Source organism: Roseiflexus castenholzii DSM 13941 (assembly GCF_000017805.1).
Lineage (GTDB): Bacteria > Chloroflexota > Chloroflexia > Chloroflexales > Roseiflexaceae > Roseiflexus > Roseiflexus castenholzii.
In genome coordinates, this window is sequence record NC_009767.1 from 1,251,687 (window position 1) to 1,271,015 (window position 19,329).

Consider the following 19,329-nt stretch of genomic DNA (forward strand, 5'->3'; position numbering starts at 1 on the left):
TGCCGGGGAACATCACGCTATCGAAACCCGGTTTTGCGTCACTTGCAGGGTCGTGGGCGCATCTGTGTTACTCAGCGAGCGCCGGAGTCCAGTGCCGTCCACCCTGTCATCCAGCGGCAGAACAGCGCGCAGGCAAATCTGAGACCCGCCCGCGCGCTGCTCCTTCGTCCCTTCTGGTATACTCAACACAATCGCTCATACACAGCGACGTCGCGTTCTGTTATCAGCATACCACGGACGCTTGCTTTACACAACGTGAGAGGGAGACACGATGGCATCCGAGACGCTCGAGGCGCTGCGCGAGTTCGCTGCCGACCTGGCATGGCACGCCGGGCGCCTGACGCTGCGCTATTTTCAGACCGGCATCACGCCGGACATTAAGGAAGACCGGACGCCGGTCACGATTGCGGATCGCGAAGCGGAACAGGTGATGCGTCGTATGATCGAAGCGCGCTATCCGCACCATAGTATTCTTGGCGAGGAAGAGGGCGAAACACGTCCCGGCGCATCACATCGCTGGATTCTCGATCCGATTGATGGCACGAAGTCATTTGTGCAGGGGGTGCCGTTGTACGGGGTACTTGTCGGGTTGGAGCGCGACGGCGAAGCAGTGGTCGGCGCGGTTTCCTTTCCCGCGCTCGGCGACTTCCTGACGGCGGCGAAAGGTCAGGGATGCCAGTGGAACGGACGGCAGGCACGTGTCTCACAGGTGCGCGAGGTGCGTCAGGCGACACTCCTGTCGAGCGACGCCGAAAGCATGGCGCCGCGCGGACGCGAGGCGGCGTACCGGCGGCTGGCAGCGTCCGTGCGCCTGGTGCGCACCTGGGGCGACGCCTACGGCTATAGCCTGGTGGCGACCGGTCGCGCCGAGATTATGCTCGACCCGGTGATGAGCGTCTGGGACTGTGCCGCGCTGTTCCCGATCGTCACCGAAGCGGGGGGTACGTTCACCGACTGGCACGGCGCGCCGACGATCCATGCCGGAGAAGCGATTGGTACGAATGGATTGCTGCTGGAGCAGGTGCTGAACATCATCCGCGGGTGACGCCAGGATGACCGTCGCCTGCGCATAGAGCCTATAAACCAGGTACCACTCCGCCAATTTTGCTCACATTTCTTTTACCAATGCCCAGGGCGCACGTCGTCCCCTGCCATGCGCCGCACGTCCACGGGGGCGACCGTGGTGCGCTCCTCCGACGTTTGGCGGACATGGTTGCGCTGGGCTGCCGTCCCCCCCGCGCTCTTCGTAATCAGCGCGACGGTTCAGTCGTTCGACAGGCTCAGGAGTCCGCGTTCGTCGTGGAACGCGCTACGTTCATCTATGCACTGCCGCCTTCCACCTGCAACCGCTCTCACCGTTCGCCTCTTCTACCAATGACGATTGAAGATGCCGCATGCGGGTCATGCCGCGCGCCGCGACGGGTCATGCCGCGCGCCGCGACGGGTCATTCCGAGCCCTTCGCTTCGCTCAGGGTAAACGCAGCGCGGAATCGGCGCCGGTCGCGCCCGACCCCTCGCGCTGCTCGGGGTGACCATGCCGGATGTGCACAGGGAATTGGTATCTCTCTCGCCTCGCGCCTCCTGTCAAAAATGCGCTAAAAACGCTTTACAGCATACGCAGGTGTATGGTATAGTTTGAAGTGGATAGCAACTCGTCAGGTAGCCCGTCTGGACGTTCTGCAAGAAGCCTTCGGCAGCGCTCGTTTGCGCCTGCCGTCAGTGGCTGGAGGCCGACTGTGCGAGTCGTCGCCATGATCATGGCTGGCGGCGAGGGGACGCGGCTGAGTGTTCTTTCAGAGAAACGCGCCAAGCCCTCGGTGCCATTTGCCGGCAAGTTCCGCATTATTGATTTTACCCTTTCCAACTGCGTCAACTCCGGCATCTTCGATGTCGCTGTGTTGACGCAGTACCGTCCGCACTCGCTGAACGCTCATATCGGCAACGGTAAGCCGTGGGATCTCGACCGCGCCAACGGTGGCGTTCAACTGCTCCAGCCCTATCAGGGTCGCCGCGATGAGAGTTGGTACAAGGGGACGGCTGATGCAGTGTATCAGAATCTGAACTATATTCGGGAACGGCGCGCCGATCTGGTGCTCGTTCTGAGCGGCGATCACATCTACAAGATGAACTATGCCGAGATGATCGAGTTTCACCAGCAGAAGCGGGCAGATATGACCGTCGCCGTGATGCATGTGCCGCTCGAAGAAACGGATCGCTTCGGCATTATGACCGTTGATGAGAACCAGCGCGTCATTGAGTTTACCGAAAAGCCGAAGAATCGTGATAAAGGCACCCTCGCCAGTATGGGCATCTACCTGTTCAATGTCGATACGCTGATTAAGCGCCTGAGCGAAAATGGTGAAGGTTCGCCCCGGATCGATTTCGGTAAGCATGTCATTCCGGCGATGATCGGGCGTGACGCGGTGTATGCGTTTCCTTTCGAGGGGTACTGGGTCGATGTCGGAACGATCCAGTCGTACTGGGAAACGAGCATGGATCTGCTCAACCCCGATAATACGCTCAACCTGTACGACACCGATTGGGTTATTCACACGCGTAGCGAGGAGCGCCCGCCTGCCAAGATGGGACCGCAGGCGCGCGTCAGCCGCAGCCTGATCTGCAACGGCTGCATCATTCGGGGCACGGTCGAGCATTCGGTGCTCTCGCCGGGGGTGTATGTCTCGCCTGGCGCCGTGGTGCGTGATAGCGTGGTGATGAACGATACCTGGATTGGTCCCGGCGCAGTGCTCGACCGGGTGATTGTCGATAAGAACGTGGTGGTTGGCGCAGGGGTGCGTTTGGGGTGCGGCGACGATCTGACGCCCAACCGTGAACAGCCCGATAAATTGATGACCGGTATTACAATCGTCGGCAAGGGCGCCCATATTCCGCCGAATATCCGCATCGGGCGCAATGTGATTATCAACGCCGACCGTGACGAAGAAGATTTCCCGACCGGCGATGTGAAGTCGGGCGAGACGATATAGAGGCGCATATGCTCCGCACATTTGCCATGATCCTGGCGGGAGGCGAAAGTCCGGCGTTGAGTGTCCTGACTGCCGAGCGTTCGGAGGCGGCGGTGCCCTTTGCCGGCAAGTATCGCATCATCGACTTTACGCTGTCGAATTGCGTCAACTCGGGCATCTACAATGTTGGCGTGTTGACGCAGTACCGCCCGCGGTCGCTTCACGAGCACATCGGCGTCGGTAAACCATGGGACCTCGACCGACGCATCGGCGGGGTGCGGGTGCTCCACCCGTACCTGACGAGTGAGGGAGGCGCATGGCAGCGCGGCAATGCTGACGCCTTGCGCGCCAATCTTGATATCATTGCCGAACAGAAGGTCGATGCCGTCCTGGTGCTCGCCGGCGATCATGTATACAAAATGGACTATCGTCCGATGCTTCAGTTGCATGAGGACCTCGACGCCGATCTGACTCTCGCGGTGCATAGCGTCAGCCCGCATGAGGCGCATCGCTACGGTATTGTGTCGGTTGATGCCGACGGGATTGTGACACAGTTCGAGGAGAAGCCGCGCCGTCCGCGTTCGAGCCTGGCATCGATGGGTATTTATGTCTTCCGCAAGCATTTCTTGATGGAAGTGCTTGCCAATGGCGATGAGCAGAATATCGGGCGCGACCTGATGCCGAAACTGGTGCATCAGACAAGCGTGGTGTCGTACCATTTCCAGGGATACTGGGCGGATGTCGGAACGGTGCAGGCGTACTATGAAGCCAATATGGCGCTGCTGGTCGAAACGCCAGCGCTTGACCTCTACGACCCGGAGTGGGTGATTCACACCAGGAGCGAGGAGCGTCCGGCTGCCGAAATCGGCGAGCACGCCCGTGTCGATGGCAACCTCCTGTGCGATGGCTGCCGCATTTATGGAACAGTCGCTCGCTCGATTATTGCGCCGGGGGTGGTGGTTGGTGAAGGCGCTGTTGTGCGCGACTCGATCCTGCTGAGTGCGACGGTCGTTGAGCCTGGCGCCGTGGTGGATCGCTGCATCGTCGATAAAGACGTCGTGATCGGCAGCGGCGCGGTGGTTGGCGATGGCGAAGATAACACGCCCAACCAGCGCTCGCCCGACCTGCTGAACACCGGACTGACCCTGGTGGGTCGAAGCGCGCAGATACCGCCGAATGTGCGGATCGGCAGGAATGTCGTTATCCGTCCCCGCGTCACTGCGGCGGCGTTTGGCGGGCAGACGCTCGTTTCTAGCGGGGCGACGATCACCCGCTGAAATGGCAAGGAGTATGCTGTGACCTTTGAACAAAATCGCGCCCGTGTGGTTGCTGCTATCTGGCAGGCGATTGCGCAGAGTGGTGTTGATCTCTCGTCAGTTCCGCGTGATCAGCAGGATCGCCTGGTGGCGGCAATCGCCGATACGCTGTTGCCGACGGTCAATCAGATGCTCGATGAGGTTGCGCCGCCGGTTTCCGCCGAGGTCTCCGGCGATGAACGCATATTGTGGGAAGGTCGCCCGTTTCTGTCACTGACCGAACGGTATGTGCTGACGACCGAGCGCGTGCGTATTTACCGGGGATTGATCGGGCGCGCGGTCGATGATATTGAACTCGTGCGGTTGCAGGACGTCGATTTCTCGCAAAATGCTGGCGAGCGCATCCTGGGAATTGGTGATATTCATCTTCGCGGCGCTGATGTTTCAACCCCAGAAGCCACGCTGCGCAACGTTCACCAACCTGAAGAGGTGCGCGAACTCATCCGACGCGCCTGGCTCGATGCGCGTAAACGGTACGGTGTGTCGTTCCGGGAACAGATGTGACTCAGAGGCGCGGATACCCGGCGTAGTCGCCGAGGGTCGCAACCGCTGCCGCTCCAATGCGGGCGCCGAGCGTCAGCGACTCGGAAATACTCCATCCACGCAACCATCCCGCCAGAAATCCGGCGTTGAAGCCGTCGCCCGCTCCGACCGGGTCGATGACATGCGCAACCGGCGCTGCCGGGACAGCCAGGCGTTGCCCGGCAACCAGTGCGCGCGCGCCACGTTCGGCGCACTTCAACACGACAATGCGCGCGCCAAGCGCTGCCGCCGTTGCCAGCGCATCATCATCGTTGCTGACCTCGAAGAGCGCCTGAGCATCTTCGTGCCCCATGAGCAGGATATCGGCAGCGCGCATCAGGGGGATGAGCGTGTCACGCGCCTGTGCTGCCCTCCACAATCGCGGGCGAAAATTGGGATCGAACGAAACCAGCGCGCCGGCGGCGCGCGCCAGATCGATGGCGCGCATACACGCGGCAGCGCACGATGCGCTCAGCGCCGGGGTGATGCCGGTCAGATGCACGATCTGCGCACCGCTGAACTGCGCCGGCGTCAGGTCGTCCGGTCCGATTCGACTGGCAGCCGAATTGCGGCGATAATAGTAGACACGTCGTGCGCCGTCGGCAAGCCATTCCCGAAAGAACACACCGGTTTGCGCGTCGGGGTCGGTCCGCAGCGATGAGGTATCGACCCCTTCATTGGACAGCACGGTGCGTATTCGTTTGCCGAATGGATCGTCGCCAACGCGACTGATAAAGCGCGCGCTGTGACCAAGACGGCAGAGGGCGATGGCGAGGTTCGCCTCTGCGCCGCCAATGTCGATCAGCAGGGTCCGCGCTTCGTCCAGGGAGACGGGATCGGGCGGGTACAGGACAGCCATGCACTCGCCAAGGGTGACGACATCAGGCATAGGCAGATACTCCTTGTGAGGCTATTCTACCACGATAGCGGGTAAGACCGGAAAGCAACAGATGATGACTGCTGATGATCCGCGGATTCTCGAACTGCGCGCGTTGCGTGAGCGCGCGCGCCAGGGTGGCGGACCGGAACGGATCGCCCGTCACCATGCGCGCGGCAAACTGACAGCGCGTGAGCGGCTTGATCTGCTCCTCGACCCCGGCAGTTTCTACGAATTCGAGCCGTTCGCCACCGGCAGGCTCGTTGATGGCGAAACATTCTATGGCGATGGTGTCGTGACCGGCTACGGCAAGATCGATGGACGCACCGTATTTGTCTATTCGCAGGATTTCACGGTGCTCGGCGGGTCGCTCGGCGAAGCGCAGGCGCGCAAAATCTGCCGGGTGATGGACCTGGCATTGAGCGATGGGGCGCCGATTATCGGATTGATCGACTCGGGCGGCGCGCGAATCCAGGAGGGTGTCCACAGTCTTGGCGGCTACGGTGAGATCTTCCGCCGTAACACGAAATGCTCCGGCGTTGTGCCGCAAATCAGTGTTATGCTCGGTCCGTGCGCTGGTGGCGCAGCATATTCGCCTGCCGTCACCGATCTGATCATTATGGTCGAACGCCGATCCTTCATGTTCATCACCGGTCCCGATGTCATCAAGGAGGTCACCGGCGAAACGATCGATCTGGAAGGGCTTGGGGGCGCATATGTTCACATGGCGATCAGCGGCGCCTGTCACCTGACGGCGCCGGATGATCAGACGGCGTTGGCGCTCTGCCGTCTGGCGCTGTCGTACCTGCCCTCGAACAACACCGAAAACCCGCCGTTCGTTCCGACTGATGATGATCCGCTGCGCGCCGATGAGGAATTAAACCGGATTGTTCCGCTCGATCCGGGGAAGGCATACCGTATGCACGATGTCGTCGAGCGTGTGGTGGATCACGGCAGCTGGCTGGAGTTGCAACCGATGTGGGCAATGAATGCCATCACCGGTTGGGCGCGGATGGGTGGGCGGAGCGTCGGTATCGTGGCGCAGGAGCCGAGCGTGATGGCAGGCGTGATCGATATTGACGCCTCTGACAAAATTGCCCGTTTTGTGCGCACCTGCGACTGCTTCAACATCCCGTTGGTGACGTTCGTCGACTCGCCTGGCTTTCTGCCCGGTATCGACCAGGAGCATCGCGGTATCATTCGACATGGCGCGAAAGTGCTCTATGCCTATGCCGAAGCGACCGTGCCCAAGATTAGCATCGTGACGCGTAAGGCGTATGGCGGGGCATATATCGTGATGAGCAGCAAATCGTTGGGAGGCGACATAAGTTTCGCCTGGCCCAGCGCCGAAGTGGCAGTTATGGGGGCGGATGGCGCGGTGAATCTGTTGTACCGCGATCAGATCGCCAGCGCGCCCGATCCGGCCGCCGAGCGCGCGCGTCTCGCGCGTGAATATGAACGAAAATTCAATAATCCCTACCATGCCGCAGCGGCCGGCTTCTTCGATGATGTGATCGAACCGCGCGAGACGCGCGCGCGGGTGATTGCTGCGCTCGATGCGTTGCGCGATAAGTCGGTGGCGCCGCCGCCGCGTCGCCACGGGAATATGCCGGTGTGAGGAGCGACCCATGCCCGACAATCTGAGGATCGCGTTGTCCCTGCTGGTGATCGGGATGAGCATCACCTTTGGTGCGCTCTTGCTGCTGTGGGGGTTGATGGCGCTGCTGACGGCGCTGACTTCCAGAAGCGTTGGGGAGACGCCAGCCGCAGCCGAGGCGGATGAACGCCCTTCGTTGCCGGTGCAACCAGACCTTTCCAAACGGCGGCGACGCGCAGCGGCAGCGGCGGTGGCAATTGTGCTTGCGCGCGAACAGGCGGCGCGTAGCGTGGTCGCCACTACATCGACGGTCAGCCCCTGGCAAGCAGCTGGACGTATGGCTCGAGTGGGGCAGGAGGGGCGAGAGCGCTTATGAAGGTGCGCGTGCTTATCGAGGGAACAGCATACGAGGTTGAGATTGTCGATCTCCATTCGCGTCCGGTCGTTGCAATCGTTGATGGTGAACGCTTCGAGGTCTGGCCCGAGTCCGCTTCCGCTCTGCCCGTCGGATCGCTCGATGGTCGGCAGGCGCAGGCGCCACCCGCATCCCCGGCGCCTTCTCTGTCGCCCTCCGCCGTATCTGCGCCTTCTGCGGCGCCTCCAATCGAGAGCGGGACGGTGCGCGCTCCGATCCCCGGCGTCATCCTTGCCGTTCGGGTCAAACCCGGCGATCAGGTGACGGCAGGGCAGGAAGTGTGCGTGCTCGAAGCCATGAAGATGCAGAACAGCATCCGTGCAAAACAGTCCGGCGTCGTTTCAGCCGTCTATGTGAGCGATGGGCAGCATGTGAAGCACCACCAACCGTTGATGGTCATTAAGTCGGAGTAACTGTTCACTGTTGGATAAACGCCTTTGTTGAACACCTGCTAGAGCGATCACCCAGAAACCTGGACGCTCAAGGACGTGGAGCGGCTGACGTTGGCTGAGCCTGTCGAAGCCGACGTCAGCCGCAAGACGGTCAACACGGGCAATGATTGTGAACATCCGGTTGATCACTCTATAAGAAAGTGCAGGGGTGCAGTCTCATGAACAGGAAACACTCCGTCGCTCCCGCCGCTCTGCGCCGCCAATCCTGACCGGCGGCACACGCGCGGAGGGAATGTGAGTAAATACTCTGCGATCCGTCTCCCCGCCCGGCGACTGAATTCGCAGGCTACGGGAAGCGCAACTTGCCTTCGCGGGCTGGACCGGGCAATGCGGGTTATTTCTTATACTAACGTGCGGTCAGTCCGACACGATGTTCGAGGGTTCGTTGGGCAAGGCGCAACGGTCAACGCGCACCGGCAGGCGTGGCGCGGACGCCCGACGGCGCAGCGGCATCGCTCCGCCCGACGGGGCTTCCGCTTGTGGCGAGCATGGTCGAACTGCGTCCTCAGCGAGGGCTTTCGCCCACAGCGCCCCGGCGTCCTGTTGTGCGCCCTGGCAGTATGGTACGAATGACCGCGCATGAGTATTATGACCATCACGTGCGCGGTGATTGCACGCAGCTCCTTTGACGCGGGACTGGCGGGAGACATCGGCGCGCATAATGGATTTCTCGACACTCATCCCGGAATTGATCCAAGGTCTGGCGAACTTGACGCCTGGCAACCTGGTGATGATCGCGGTTGCGGCGACGTTGATTGCGCTGGCGGTGGTGAAGCAGTATGAGCCGGTGCTGTTGCTGCCGATTGGGTTTGGTTGTCTGGTGGCGAACATTCCGCTCACCGGCATGACCGACGGCGAAGGGTTGTTTGGCATTCTCTACCGCGCCGGGATTAGCACCGAACTCTTCCCACTCCTCATTTTCATCGGCGTTGGCGCGATGATCGATTTCGGCCCGTTGCTGGCAATGCCACGTATGGCGCTTCTTGGCGCTGCCGGTCAATTTGGCATTTTTGGCACGCTGATCCTGGCGACGCTTCTCGGTTTTCCGCTCAATCAGGCGGCATCGATTGGCGTCATCGGTGCGATTGACGGTCCCACGTCGATCTATGTTGCCTCGCAACTGGCGCCGGAACTGCTTGCCCCAATCGCCGTCGCAGCCTACTCGTATATGAGCCTGGTGCCGATCATCCAACCGCCGCTGATGCGGCTGCTGACATCACGCCGCGAGCGACGCATCCGCATGGCATACGCGCCGCGGCCGGTCTCGCGGCAGGCGCTGATCCTCTTTCCGCTTGTCGTCACACTGATCATAGGGCTGCTGGTTCCGGCGGCGACGCCGCTGATCAGTATGCTCATGCTGGGGAACCTGCTGCGCGAAAGCGGCGTGGTCGAGCGATTGAGCAACGCGGCGCAGAATGAAGTGATCAATGTCGCTACCCTGTTCCTGGGATTGACCATCGGCTCGACGATGGGCGCCGAGTCGTTTCTGAGCCTGGTGACGCTCCAGGTGCTGGGGTTGGGGCTGCTGGCGTTCGTGCTCGATACCGTCGCCGGTCTGCTGTTCGGCAAGGTTCTGGCGCTGGTCAGCGGCGGGACGGTCAATCCGTTAATCGGGGCGGCCGGCATTTCCGCCTTCCCGATGGCAGGGCGGTTGGCGGCAAAAGTGGCGCTCGCCGAAGACCCCGACAATTTCATCCTGATGCATGCCATGGGCGCCAACACCGCCGGGCAATTGGGCAGCGTCGTCGCCGGCGGCGCGCTGCTGGCGCTGGTGAGCGGGATTCTGGGGTAAGAGCATGCAGCGTGCTCGATACCAGCACACCGCGCCTGTACAATCCAGCAGGATGCGGGCATGATTTGTCAGGGAACGGCGCTCCGGTTGCCAGCGATTAAAATCGCCTTTGACGGACCTGTGACCGACCGTCCGCCTACGCGGACGGGAACAGCGGCGTCCACGCGCGTTGAGCGTGCCGAACCGCGCAGGTGGACGCCCGGCGGAACGCCTGCCTATCACACCTCCCGCAAGCGGGGAGTGTAATGGGCAGGCGCCAGCCAGGGTGCAGCATGGATGCGTTTTCTTGCCGCCTGACAATTCATGCCTGGCCCCCTGGTAGTTGGCATTGTCCTGTAAAACGGAACGTGGTACAATTGTTCATAGATCGTTGCATCCGGCATCGGGTACACTATGCCAGACGACGTCTGGGATCAGACCGATAATAATGCTGATGCCAGAGCGCTGCCTCCGCCGCCGGTACAGGCTTCGTCGCTGGATGAGCGCTACTTCAAGATCCTTATGTCGGCATTAAATCGGCGCCGCGTGAAAAGACGCACCTCCCTGCCGAGCTCGAAGATGTTCTGGAAGCCGATTGTGGTCATTTGTCCAGGAAAGATGGAACAAACGTTGGTTGTGGACGGTGATGGCGCCGTCGAACGCGCCAAATCACGGTCGTTGTGATTGGAGATCGGAGCGACGCGACCTGTCGCAACCTGTGGGAGCACATTCCGGCGGCGTACAAAGGTTGCCGGAGGTGCAGCGACTTCTGGCAAGCTTGCCAACTGGCCTCTCCGGCCGAGACACACGAATGTGTCGGCAAAGGCAGCGGGCAAACCAATCACATGGAACGTCGGTCCGGCGCCTTGAGACAATCTTGCGCACGATTCGTCAGAAGAACATGGTCGTTTTCGAAGTCGGACAGCATGCACGAAATCGTGACACGGCTCTTTATCATCCGTCACCATCTATCACTTGTTACTTGACCACCACCGCGTTTCGGACAACAATGATTGACAAAAATGCCCCTGCAACAAAATCGTGACCCGATAATCCGCACAACGCCAAGCACAGTGTCGCACAACACAACAAGCAGCCCAACACACCTGACACGCTTCGCTTTGCTCCGCGCGCCGCTGATGCTGGCGTTAGCCAGCCCTTTGCTATTCTGCTACGGTGGTATACAATAGAAATCACGATCCTCCTGGCAGGGCTATCTCGTGGACATCCAAAACATTATTGACGCTATCCGTCACAATCGTATTCGCATCACTGAACACGCTGACGAAGAAGCACAGGCAGATCATCTGTCCTTTGATGAGATTTTCTTCAGCATCCTGCATGGAGAGATTATTGAAGACTATCCAACCGACAAGCCCTATCCAAGTTGCTTGATATATGGAGATAGTTTTATCGGAGAGCCGATTCACAGTGTTTGGGCTTACAATCCAGGAACCCAATGGGCTGTGTTGATCACTGTGTACCGACCTGATCCTGAACGGTGGATCAACTGGCGTATTAGGAGAAAGCGATGAACCCTTTTGATAAGTGCCCTGTTTGTGGGGGTGAACTAGTTGAGAAGGAAGTAGAGAAACTACTCAAAGGCGGTATTCATACCGCAGTGCTCAAGGTGCATGCGGATGTATGCCTGCGATGTGGTGAACGCTTGTATTCCGTTGAAACGGTCAGACGCTTTGAACAGATTCGGCAGAAACTGGAACGGCAAGATACTGCCGAGTTTCAGCCACTTGGTCAGACTTTTCAGGTGGCGTAGATTCACATTCACGGGCTGGCTAACCAGTGCATGCACCCGACAGGCTTCGCCTCGCTGTGCTCAGCTCGCCGGCGGCGCGCTGCTGGCGCTGGTGAGCGGGATTCTGGGGTGATCCAGGTGTCCTCGATCTTTGCACACCGCGTCAGTACGAAACCGGTAACAGTCGGCATTGTCTTGTAGGACGGAGACTGGTACAATCATTTGCAGATCATTGTACTGGTATCGTGTAAATTATGACAGATGACATTCAGACCGATAATGCTCCTGATGAAGGTGCGCAACTGCATCCAGAACAGAAGCAGTATGATGATCACTACTTCAAAATCTTTGAGTCGGCATTAGATCAGTGCCGGGACTACAAGCCCAGGTTTGGCGGGGGATCTGGTTCAGGACTTACATTGAAAGAGTTCCAAACTCTTTATGAAAATGATCCGTTCTACCATTGGATCGGGCTTGACTCCCCGCTTATGTATGCTGCACACAAGGCGGCTGGCGGCATTACATCTGTCTATCGACAGATAGGCATTGCCTGTCAGCGGATTTTCAATCAGATGGTGCATGATCATCTTGGACTATCCTCAGAAGAAGCCGCCTGGAGTTACGTTATCGAGTCTCGGAGACTTTCACTGGATGGGCGTATTGAAATTGATAAAGTGAGGAATGCGGCAGCCCAGCGCAGGGTACAGCAGTGGATATGTGACGCCGGGCGTTTGGCTGGTTTACCGGAAGATACCTTGCAAGGCATCAAAGGATGTGTCTTCGAGGTGCGTCAGGGGTACAAGAGCAAGGACTCAAAACGTCAAAACGCCGACATCGCCAACGCTGCGAACGCATATGTGCATAAATATATGCCGGCGATTATATTGTTTTCAACCCAGATCGATAGTGATGTGGCGAAGCGATACAAGGAGCGCCACTGGATTATCCTGACGGGTACGAAGAATGGTTCGTCTATCGAAAGCACGTATGCGTTTTGTCGAAACGCGATAGGATACGATCTGGCTAACTTCTTTGAGTGTCATTCCGAAGACATCAAAAAATTGGTTAAAGATTTACTCGAAACGCTACTTTCTCCAGAAGAACCGGTATAACAATGCAGCAACTCGGATTATTCGCTCACCTCACCCACAAAGCCAATCTCAGGCACACGCGCTATGGATGGCTCAGGTTGACCCCTGCATATTCGGTTCACCTGGTTCAGGATGTGCTCTCCCAAATAACACCTCATGACACGGTTGTTCTCGATCCTTTTTGCGGAACTGGAACAACAGCCCTTGCATGCGCCGAACGAGGTATTCCTGTCGATACGACTGATATCAATCCTTTTCTGCTTTGGCTCACCAAAACCAAGGTTGGTGCGTATGATTCGGCTCATCTGACTGCATTTCGATCAAATGCTCAATATGTTGCTCAATTAATAGAAAACTCTGGTGGAAACGATATATGGACTCCTCCCATCCACCAGATCGAAAAATGGTGGAGTGTTGATGTCCTTCGTATCCTGGGAGGAATGATGGGTTTTATTCGCCGAATATCGGATTTTTGCTCTGAGAAGGTTGTGGACTTGCTCAAAGTTGCTTTCTGTAGGACAATGATCGCTCATTCGAGTGCGAGTTTTAACCATCAATCGATGTCCTTCAAGACACAGAACAATCTACCGCTGTTTCATCGAGCGGCTGATGATATGTTGATGACCTGGCAGGCGGTAGTAGAAGACCTGTACATTTCTGCTCAGAGTAAGGTGCAGACAAAGCCAGGAATTTTTTTGTGCGATGCGCGGAAATTATCAACTGTCCTTCCCCATGATTTTTATACATGTGTCATCACCTCTCCGCCATATCCGAACAGAATGAGTTATATTCGTGAGTTGCGTCCGTATATGTACTGGTTGGGCTACCTGTGTGATGGACGCGAAGCGGGTGAACTGGACTGGCAAGCAATTGGTGGAACCTGGGGCGTTGCGACGAGCAACGTCGGCAGGTGGTCGCCGCCGGAAACGCGCGCTATTCCGTATCCTGAATTTTCGGGCATTCTTGCAAAAATATCGGTAAAAAGCGATCTGCTCGCCCGATACGTGCATAAATACTTTTATGATATGGCAGATCACATTAATGACCTGTTCTTGGTGGTCAAGTCTGGTGGATCGATTTACTACATTGTCGGAAATTCAAAGTTTTACGATGTCATTGTGCCGGTTGAAGCGATTTTTGCCAGTATGTTCAGTGAACGTGGTTTCGTCGATGTAGACGTTCGTCCAATTCGGAAGAGAACATCGAAGAAGGATCTGTATGAATATCTTATATGCGCGCGAAAACCTTAAGCCCGGTTTTTCGTCAAAAATGTTTCCAAACGTTGTTCGTCCCGTAAGCGAGGGATGACTGCCCTGATAGGGTCACACGCGCTATGGATGGCTCAGGTGGACACCGGTATGCGATGTTGTCTGCGGTTCGGTGCAGGTTTCCGATGCGGGCGCCACCGGCAGGGTGATGGTGAAGGTGGTGCCAATACCGACGGTCGATGTAACGCTGATCGAACCGCCATGCGCTTCGACGATGGCTTTGGCGATTGCCAGTCCAAGACCGGCGCTCTGCCCGCTCTCGCGGGTGCGCGCAGGATCGGCGCGATAGAAACGCTCGAAGATGTGCGGCAGGTCTTCCGGCGCAATGCCGCTGCCTGTGTCGCGCACGTCAATAATGATGCGCCGATTCTCCGCCTCACGCGCCGCCAGCACAATTTCGCCCTCCTGTGTGTGGCGCAACGCATTCGCCAGGAGATTGTTCAGCACCTGCGCCATGCGGTCGGTATCGACCCACACTGCCGGGAGTGAGTCGGACGCTTCCACACGAATGGTTGGTCCACGCGATTCGACCTGCACCATGTGCGCCAGAGCGGCGCGTTCGAGGAGCGCGCGCGGATCGACGGCGCGCCGGTTGAGCGATAGTGCGCCGGCGTCCGCCAGTGATAGCAGGCGCAGGTCGTCGATCAGGCGTTGCAGGTGCTCGACTTCACCGTGCATAATTTGATAAATCCGGGGTGATCCGTTGATCCGTCCATCCCGTAATCCCTCGGTGTAGCCGCGCATGATGCTCAGCGGCGTGCGCAGATCGTGCGCCAGGTCGGCGGTCATCTGGCGGCGCGCCTGGATGGCTCGCCCAAGGTCGGCGCTCATCTGGTTGAATGCCTGCGCCAGTTCGCCGATCTCATCGCGTGAACGCACCGTCACCCGCTGATCGAGCCGCCCCTGTGCCATCGCGCGTGTTGCCGCCGTCAACTCGCGGATGGGACGGGTCAGTGTGCGTGCCAGCACGATACCGACGATCAGCGCGACAACGGTTGCGCCCATTGCGCTCAGCACCGTTGCCGCCGTGAGCCGTTGCAGCAGCGCGGCTTCGGCTGCCCAGCGCGGATCGTTGAGGATAGGGAGAGGTGGCGGACCAACGAAGAAGAAATAGCCGATGATATTGCCATCGGATCGCAGTGGCTCGGCGCGCGCGAGGACGCCACGGCTCAACCGGCGACCGGGAAGGTAGGGGCGGCGCCCGTAGACCACCACGCCATTCGTGTCTGCCAGGATCAGGTTCCGGCTGTAAAAGTCGAGCGGCGCCGTCCGTTCGAGGAGTTGCTCGACTCCTTCCCATCCGCCATTCGCCTGATGGTAGGAGCGCAGCGCATTCAGCAGTATCGTTCGATCACGGACCGAGAGGAACAGATCGACTTCGGAGCGGGTGCGCAACCCGACAATCAGCGCAACCAGGAGCGAGCCGATCAGCCCGACCAGCAGAAATGCCAGGGTCAGTTTGAGCGTCAGGGATCGCATGGTCACGCGCCTGTCTTCGACGGGTCCGGCGTGCGCGGCAGCGCAAAGCGGTACCCCATGCCATATACAGTCTCAATATAGCGCGGATTGCGCGGATCGTCTTCGATTTTGGCGCGCAGGTTGCGGATATGCACATCAATCGTGCGCTCTGAGCCTTCAAAGGCATCGCCAGAGACGCGGTCGAGCAGGTCGAGCCGCGAGAAGACCTGCCCCGGCGCCGCCATGAGGGTTGCCAGAATGGCAAACTCCGATGGTGTGAGATCGATGTATCGTCCACCGACGCGCACCGTCCGCCCGGTGCGGTCGAGCACAATATCAGCCGCGCGCAGCACGTCCGGTTCGAGCGGCGCCTGCTGGGTGCGACGCAGAACTGCGCGAATGCGGGCGATCAACTCGCGCACATTGAACGGTTTGGTGACATAATCGTCAGCGCCGAGTTCCAGCCCCAGGATTTTGTCGGTGTCCTCGATCTTTGCCGTCAGCACAATCACCGGCGTGCGCGATTCTTTTGCGAAAGCGCGCAGGAATTCATACCCGCCCATTTCCGGCATCATCAGGTCAAGGATCACCAGGTCCGGTTTTTCGACGCGCGCCACGTACAGCGCGCGCCTCCCGTCGCCCGCTTCGACGACGTGGAAGCCTTCTTGTTCGAGATAGAGCCGGAGCATATCGCGTAGCGCTGGCTCGTCATCAACAACCAGAATCGTGCTCATACGGAAGGTTCTGCCGGTGCGCGCGGCGGAGGTTGTCGCCGCAGGAAACGACGTGCAATCGGCGATGCTCCCACAACCAGCGCAGTTATGATGCCAATGATCAGCAGATTTTTGATGACCTCAATGATACCACGCACATCCGGTTCGCGCTCTGCATGATGGTCGCGCTCGAAGCCGCCGGGCGCAAACCCGCCGCGCTCACTCCGCTCGAAGCCGCCGGGTGCGAATCGGTCACGATCTCCCCTTGCTTCGAGGTGTGCGCGATCCAACTCTGGCAGCGCCCTCGCCAGAACTCCTGTCTGCCGGAGCATGATGAGAGCGCCGGCAACGACCAGCGCCGCTGACAGAATGGCGACAATACGCCAGACGGTCTTCATTGCTGCGCCTCCTTGGTCAAAACCGGAGCAGCGCTGAGGGATGGTGCTGTGCGGGAAAACCGCGCGCGCAACCGCCGGGTGGCATTAACGATCCAGCGCCAGTGGAGCGCCACATGCACCCCGATCAGGAACACCGCCGCGTCGGATGCCAGGTGGTGGAGTTGCGTCCAGAAGCGATCGCGCTCAGGGCGAATACCGATCCAGGGAAGCGTTGTTTCCGAGATCATCAAGCCGGTGAAGATAATTGTCGTGAAGACGATAAAGAGCAGGGTATTCAGCGCATAATTAAGACGCGCGCTGCCGGTTGTTCGATCAAAGAGGCGCCGAGTAACGCCAACAATCCACGACCAGTGAATGACCAGATGAGTCAGGACGGCGGCGCCGAGCGCGATTCCAAGCCATTCGTGAATGGCGATGCCGGTGAAGCGCGGCGCAGTGGCGATGAGGAAAGTAACAAACATGGCGCCGTCGAGCGCCAGGTTGGTGAGTGTGCGCCGCCGGGTCTCGGATGGAAGCGTGTTCATGAACTCCTCGCTACGATGTGATTGTCTGATACCAGTTACCTGTGACCATCCGGCATGGTCACCCCGAGCAGCGCGAGGGATCGTGCGCGACCCGCTCCGATTCCGCGCTGAGTTTACCCTGAGCGAAGCGAAGGGCTCGGCATGACACGCATGCGGCATCGTCAATCGTCATTGGTATGACGCTCACATCGTAGCAAGTCCTTTTTCAGGCATTGTTAAGAAGCGATGGAGGAATTGTTGGGGTCGCGGACATGCGCTATCACAAGCAGCAGCGTGGCGACGTTGCAACGCAACGTCGCCGCTGGAATACACCAGGTTTACGGTTGGCGCACTTCCGCCGTGACCGGGATCTGTCCTGCTTTCTCGAAGGTGAGCGTCAGTTCCACCTTATCGCCCGCATTCAGGTCGCGGGTCAGACCGATGAGCATCACATGGAAGCCGCCCGGTTTCAGCACAACCTCACCGTTTGCAGGAACATCGATGCCGCCTTCGACCTGGCGCATGCGCATCATGCCGCCTTCCTCGATGACGGTGTGCAGTTCGACCGTTTTGGCGACATCGGTGCTCGCAGCGATCAGTTTGTCCGGTTCACTGCCGGTATTGCGGATAACCATGTATGCGGCGCTGTTTGCGCCACCCATCTCCATATCCATACCACCATGCCCGCCATGCTCCATGCCCTGCTCAGGCGCTTTGGTCGGCTCCATACCGCCATACCCGCCGCCGGATGCCGGCGCCATGGTGGGTTGTTCCATGCCGCTCATCGTACCGCCTTCCATCTTCATCGCCCGCGCCCAGGGATCGCTGATCTGAATCGTCGCGCCTCCGGTTGCGCCGGTGTTTGCCGGCGCCGCAGACGGTGTCGGTGATGTGGTGCATGCTGCAAGCCCGAGCGCGCCTGCCAGAACGAAAAGCAACCGAGAGAGGTTCATTGGGACATACTCCTTTCCTGATGATACATAGTCATGATACGAATGTTTTTGTGCCGGGATGTCGGTGCTGGGCGGGAGGTGAGAAGTGATCCTCACTCTTCCGAATACGCCAACGGGGCGTTGCCCTGTGTCCCATCACGACGCCGCGCGCCGGTCACCCTAAGCGAAGGCGTTGCCGGAGCGAAGGGTCGCGGCATGGCATGACCGCCGGGATTCCGCGCTTCGCTCGGAATGACGACCCGCGTGGGAGCACTACGGTCCAGGTCGCATAAGGTCGTGGGCGAAGTCGCGCGAAAGCGCCGCAGGCGCCGATCATCGCCCGGAAACGCCGAACATTATGCGTGTACTGGCAGGAGGTGCCACAGTTTGGGAGGAGGGAGCGGAGGCGCCGGCGACTCCCTGTTTCGGCGTTGTCGCGCAGGCGGCGTCAGGCGCGCGGTAAGGGGCACGAACATGACGCCCATGGCAAGCAGCATCAGGACGACGTCGTAAACGGCGCGTGGTGCGGTAGAATGCTGGACGGGGGCATGTCCCTGATCTGCGGCAGATGCATGTGATGCGTTACTCAGATGACACACGAATCGCATGCTTCCAACCGGCGCATACCGGTGCGCTTCGGCATCGATCAGGGAACAATGGAGCACACAAAAGAGTGGGTTGAGGATTCCCAGCAGCAAAGCTGCCAGTGCCGACACGAATCGCTGTCGCAGGATCGACGCCCGGCGCGCCGGTCGCCGATCATTGATATTCGCCAGTGTACGCTCCATGATTGTGCATTATACCACAAAGTTTGGAGCGAACTCCTTAGTGATGGGGGTTGGAACGGATGGAGCGATGACGCCGCAGTGCGCGCCAGGGAAAAAGCCACGACCACATGCGCCATTCCTTTCGTTCGTTACGCGCCTGCGCCGGTATCGAGACAAGAATGCCGCGTTCACGACGACACGATGGGCAGTATTCAAGGTTCAACGCCACCTGAGCGGTGAACAGTCCGCCGCAGGCAATGCATGGTCGGCGGTGAAATGTCTCTGGCAGATGATACGTCTGATGCACCTCGCACCATACGGCGCGTCGGCGGCACGCCCGGCACAAATGCCTGGCGTCGTTAATCCCGTTGCCGCGCACCTGTCGCCAGTCGCGATCACCAATGGCGCCAATGCTGCCGCAACAGTCACAGACGACGACTGGTCCGCAGGGTTGGCGTTCCTGGTAGCTCATGTCCTGCCCTCCTCGTTGAGCGACACATGATTGTGCTGCGACGATCTGTTTTTTGTAC

Annotated in this window: 22 protein-coding genes; 14 read left to right on the forward strand and 8 right to left on the reverse strand. The window is 59.1% G+C overall.

The genetic code is table 11. The annotated features are described in order from the left end of the window. The first annotated feature begins 271 nt into the window (after window positions 1-271). The 4 genes from hisN to RCAS_RS04855 all read left to right on the forward strand — a co-directional run bounded on the left by hisN (window position 272) and on the right by RCAS_RS04855 (window position 4,786). The gene (gene hisN / locus RCAS_RS04840; protein WP_012119489.1) at window positions 272-1,045 is read left to right on the forward strand and encodes a histidinol-phosphatase; all 774 of its coding nucleotides are present in this window, start codon (window positions 272-274) and stop codon (window positions 1,043-1,045) included. Between the two features lie 691 nt (window positions 1,046-1,736). Continuing rightward, window positions 1,737-2,987 carry a glucose-1-phosphate adenylyltransferase gene (locus RCAS_RS04845; RefSeq protein WP_012119490.1) on the forward strand — a complete coding sequence of 417 codons (1,251 nt, stop codon included), beginning with the start codon at window positions 1,737-1,739 and terminating at the stop codon, window positions 2,985-2,987. 8 nt (window positions 2,988-2,995) lie between these two features. Then, window positions 2,996-4,243 carry a glucose-1-phosphate adenylyltransferase family protein gene (locus RCAS_RS04850; protein ID WP_012119491.1) on the forward strand — a complete coding sequence of 416 codons (1,248 nt, stop codon included), beginning with the start codon at window positions 2,996-2,998 and terminating at the stop codon, window positions 4,241-4,243. 18 nt (window positions 4,244-4,261) lie between these two features. Continuing rightward, window positions 4,262-4,786 carry a PH domain-containing protein gene (locus tag RCAS_RS04855; protein WP_012119492.1) on the forward strand — a complete coding sequence of 175 codons (525 nt, stop codon included), beginning with the start codon at window positions 4,262-4,264 and terminating at the stop codon, window positions 4,784-4,786. A gap of 1 nt (window position 4,787) precedes the next feature. Here RCAS_RS04855 and RCAS_RS04860 read toward each other — a convergent pair whose 3' ends face one another. Continuing rightward, entirely contained in the window at window positions 4,788-5,693 is a 906-nt protein-coding gene (locus RCAS_RS04860) for a sugar kinase (RefSeq protein WP_012119493.1), read from the reverse strand. A 64-nt stretch (window positions 5,694-5,757) separates the two neighbouring features. Here RCAS_RS04860 and RCAS_RS04865 point away from each other — a divergent pair, with 64 nt between their 5' ends. The 10 genes from RCAS_RS04865 to RCAS_RS04905 all read left to right on the forward strand — a co-directional run bounded on the left by RCAS_RS04865 (window position 5,758) and on the right by RCAS_RS04905 (window position 14,010). Then, window positions 5,758-7,299 (forward strand): acyl-CoA carboxylase subunit beta, encoded by a 1,542-nt coding sequence (locus RCAS_RS04865; protein WP_041331660.1) that lies wholly within the window; start codon window positions 5,758-5,760, stop codon window positions 7,297-7,299. A gap of 10 nt (window positions 7,300-7,309) precedes the next feature. Next, on the forward strand, window positions 7,310-7,654 hold the full coding sequence (locus tag RCAS_RS04870; RefSeq protein ID WP_012119495.1) for an OadG family transporter subunit: 345 nt from the start codon (window positions 7,310-7,312) through the stop codon (window positions 7,652-7,654). Beyond that, window positions 7,651-8,106, forward strand: coding sequence for a biotin/lipoyl-containing protein (locus RCAS_RS04875; protein WP_012119496.1), 456 nt, complete (start codon window positions 7,651-7,653; stop codon window positions 8,104-8,106). The genes RCAS_RS04870 and RCAS_RS04875 overlap by 4 nt, the downstream gene beginning before the upstream one ends. A gap of 700 nt (window positions 8,107-8,806) precedes the next feature. Next, a complete protein-coding gene (locus tag RCAS_RS04880) occupies window positions 8,807-9,937 on the forward strand; it encodes a sodium ion-translocating decarboxylase subunit beta (protein ID WP_012119497.1) in 1,131 nt (376 codons plus the stop codon). A 393-nt stretch (window positions 9,938-10,330) separates the two neighbouring features. After that, a complete protein-coding gene (locus RCAS_RS04890) occupies window positions 10,331-10,600 on the forward strand; it encodes a hypothetical protein (protein WP_041330232.1) in 270 nt (89 codons plus the stop codon). Then, window positions 10,597-10,902, forward strand: a complete 306-nt coding sequence (locus tag RCAS_RS26425; protein WP_198136002.1) for an IS1 family transposase — start codon at window positions 10,597-10,599, stop codon at window positions 10,900-10,902. The genes RCAS_RS04890 and RCAS_RS26425 overlap by 4 nt, the downstream gene beginning before the upstream one ends. 234 nt (window positions 10,903-11,136) lie before the next feature. Further along, window positions 11,137-11,451: a DUF4258 domain-containing protein gene (locus RCAS_RS23760; protein ID WP_012119498.1), complete on the forward strand. Its 315-nt coding sequence runs from the start codon at window positions 11,137-11,139 to the stop codon at window positions 11,449-11,451. Then, window positions 11,448-11,690 (forward strand): YgiT-type zinc finger protein, encoded by a 243-nt coding sequence (locus tag RCAS_RS23765; protein WP_012119499.1) that lies wholly within the window; start codon window positions 11,448-11,450, stop codon window positions 11,688-11,690. The genes RCAS_RS23760 and RCAS_RS23765 overlap by 4 nt, the downstream gene beginning before the upstream one ends. A 233-nt stretch (window positions 11,691-11,923) precedes the next feature. Beyond that, window positions 11,924-12,781 (forward strand): hypothetical protein, encoded by an 858-nt coding sequence (locus RCAS_RS04900; protein ID WP_012119500.1) that lies wholly within the window; start codon window positions 11,924-11,926, stop codon window positions 12,779-12,781. 2 nt (window positions 12,782-12,783) lie between these two features. Next, window positions 12,784-14,010: a DNA methyltransferase gene (locus RCAS_RS04905; protein WP_012119501.1), complete on the forward strand. Its 1,227-nt coding sequence runs from the start codon at window positions 12,784-12,786 to the stop codon at window positions 14,008-14,010. Window positions 14,011-14,091: 81 nt separating this feature from the next. Here the strand turns inward: RCAS_RS04905 and RCAS_RS04910 are convergent, their stop codons facing one another. The 7 genes from RCAS_RS04910 to RCAS_RS24895 form a co-directional block, all read right to left on the reverse strand. Continuing rightward, a complete protein-coding gene (locus tag RCAS_RS04910) occupies window positions 14,092-15,507 on the reverse strand; it encodes a sensor histidine kinase (RefSeq protein ID WP_012119502.1) in 1,416 nt (471 codons plus the stop codon). Window positions 15,508-15,509: 2 nt separating this feature from the next. Beyond that, entirely contained in the window at window positions 15,510-16,220 is a 711-nt protein-coding gene (locus tag RCAS_RS04915) for a response regulator transcription factor (protein WP_012119503.1), read from the reverse strand. Next, on the reverse strand, window positions 16,217-16,597 hold the full coding sequence (locus RCAS_RS04920; protein ID WP_012119504.1) for a hypothetical protein: 381 nt from the start codon (window positions 16,595-16,597) through the stop codon (window positions 16,217-16,219). The genes RCAS_RS04915 and RCAS_RS04920 overlap by 4 nt, the downstream gene beginning before the upstream one ends. Continuing rightward, window positions 16,594-17,121 (reverse strand): DUF4405 domain-containing protein, encoded by a 528-nt coding sequence (locus RCAS_RS04925; RefSeq protein WP_012119505.1) that lies wholly within the window; start codon window positions 17,119-17,121, stop codon window positions 16,594-16,596. Before RCAS_RS04925 ends, RCAS_RS04920 begins: the two co-directional genes overlap by 4 nt. Window positions 17,122-17,438: 317 nt before the next feature. Continuing rightward, on the reverse strand, window positions 17,439-18,053 hold the full coding sequence (locus RCAS_RS04930) for a copper chaperone PCu(A)C (protein WP_012119506.1): 615 nt from the start codon (window positions 18,051-18,053) through the stop codon (window positions 17,439-17,441). 335 nt (window positions 18,054-18,388) lie between these two features. Next, window positions 18,389-18,820 carry a hypothetical protein gene (locus tag RCAS_RS04935; RefSeq protein WP_012119507.1) on the reverse strand — a complete coding sequence of 144 codons (432 nt, stop codon included), beginning with the start codon at window positions 18,818-18,820 and terminating at the stop codon, window positions 18,389-18,391. 37 nt (window positions 18,821-18,857) lie between these two features. Continuing rightward, window positions 18,858-19,271 (reverse strand): hypothetical protein, encoded by a 414-nt coding sequence (locus RCAS_RS24895; RefSeq protein ID WP_157042551.1) that lies wholly within the window; start codon window positions 19,269-19,271, stop codon window positions 18,858-18,860. Between the last annotated feature and the right edge of the window lie 58 nt (window positions 19,272-19,329).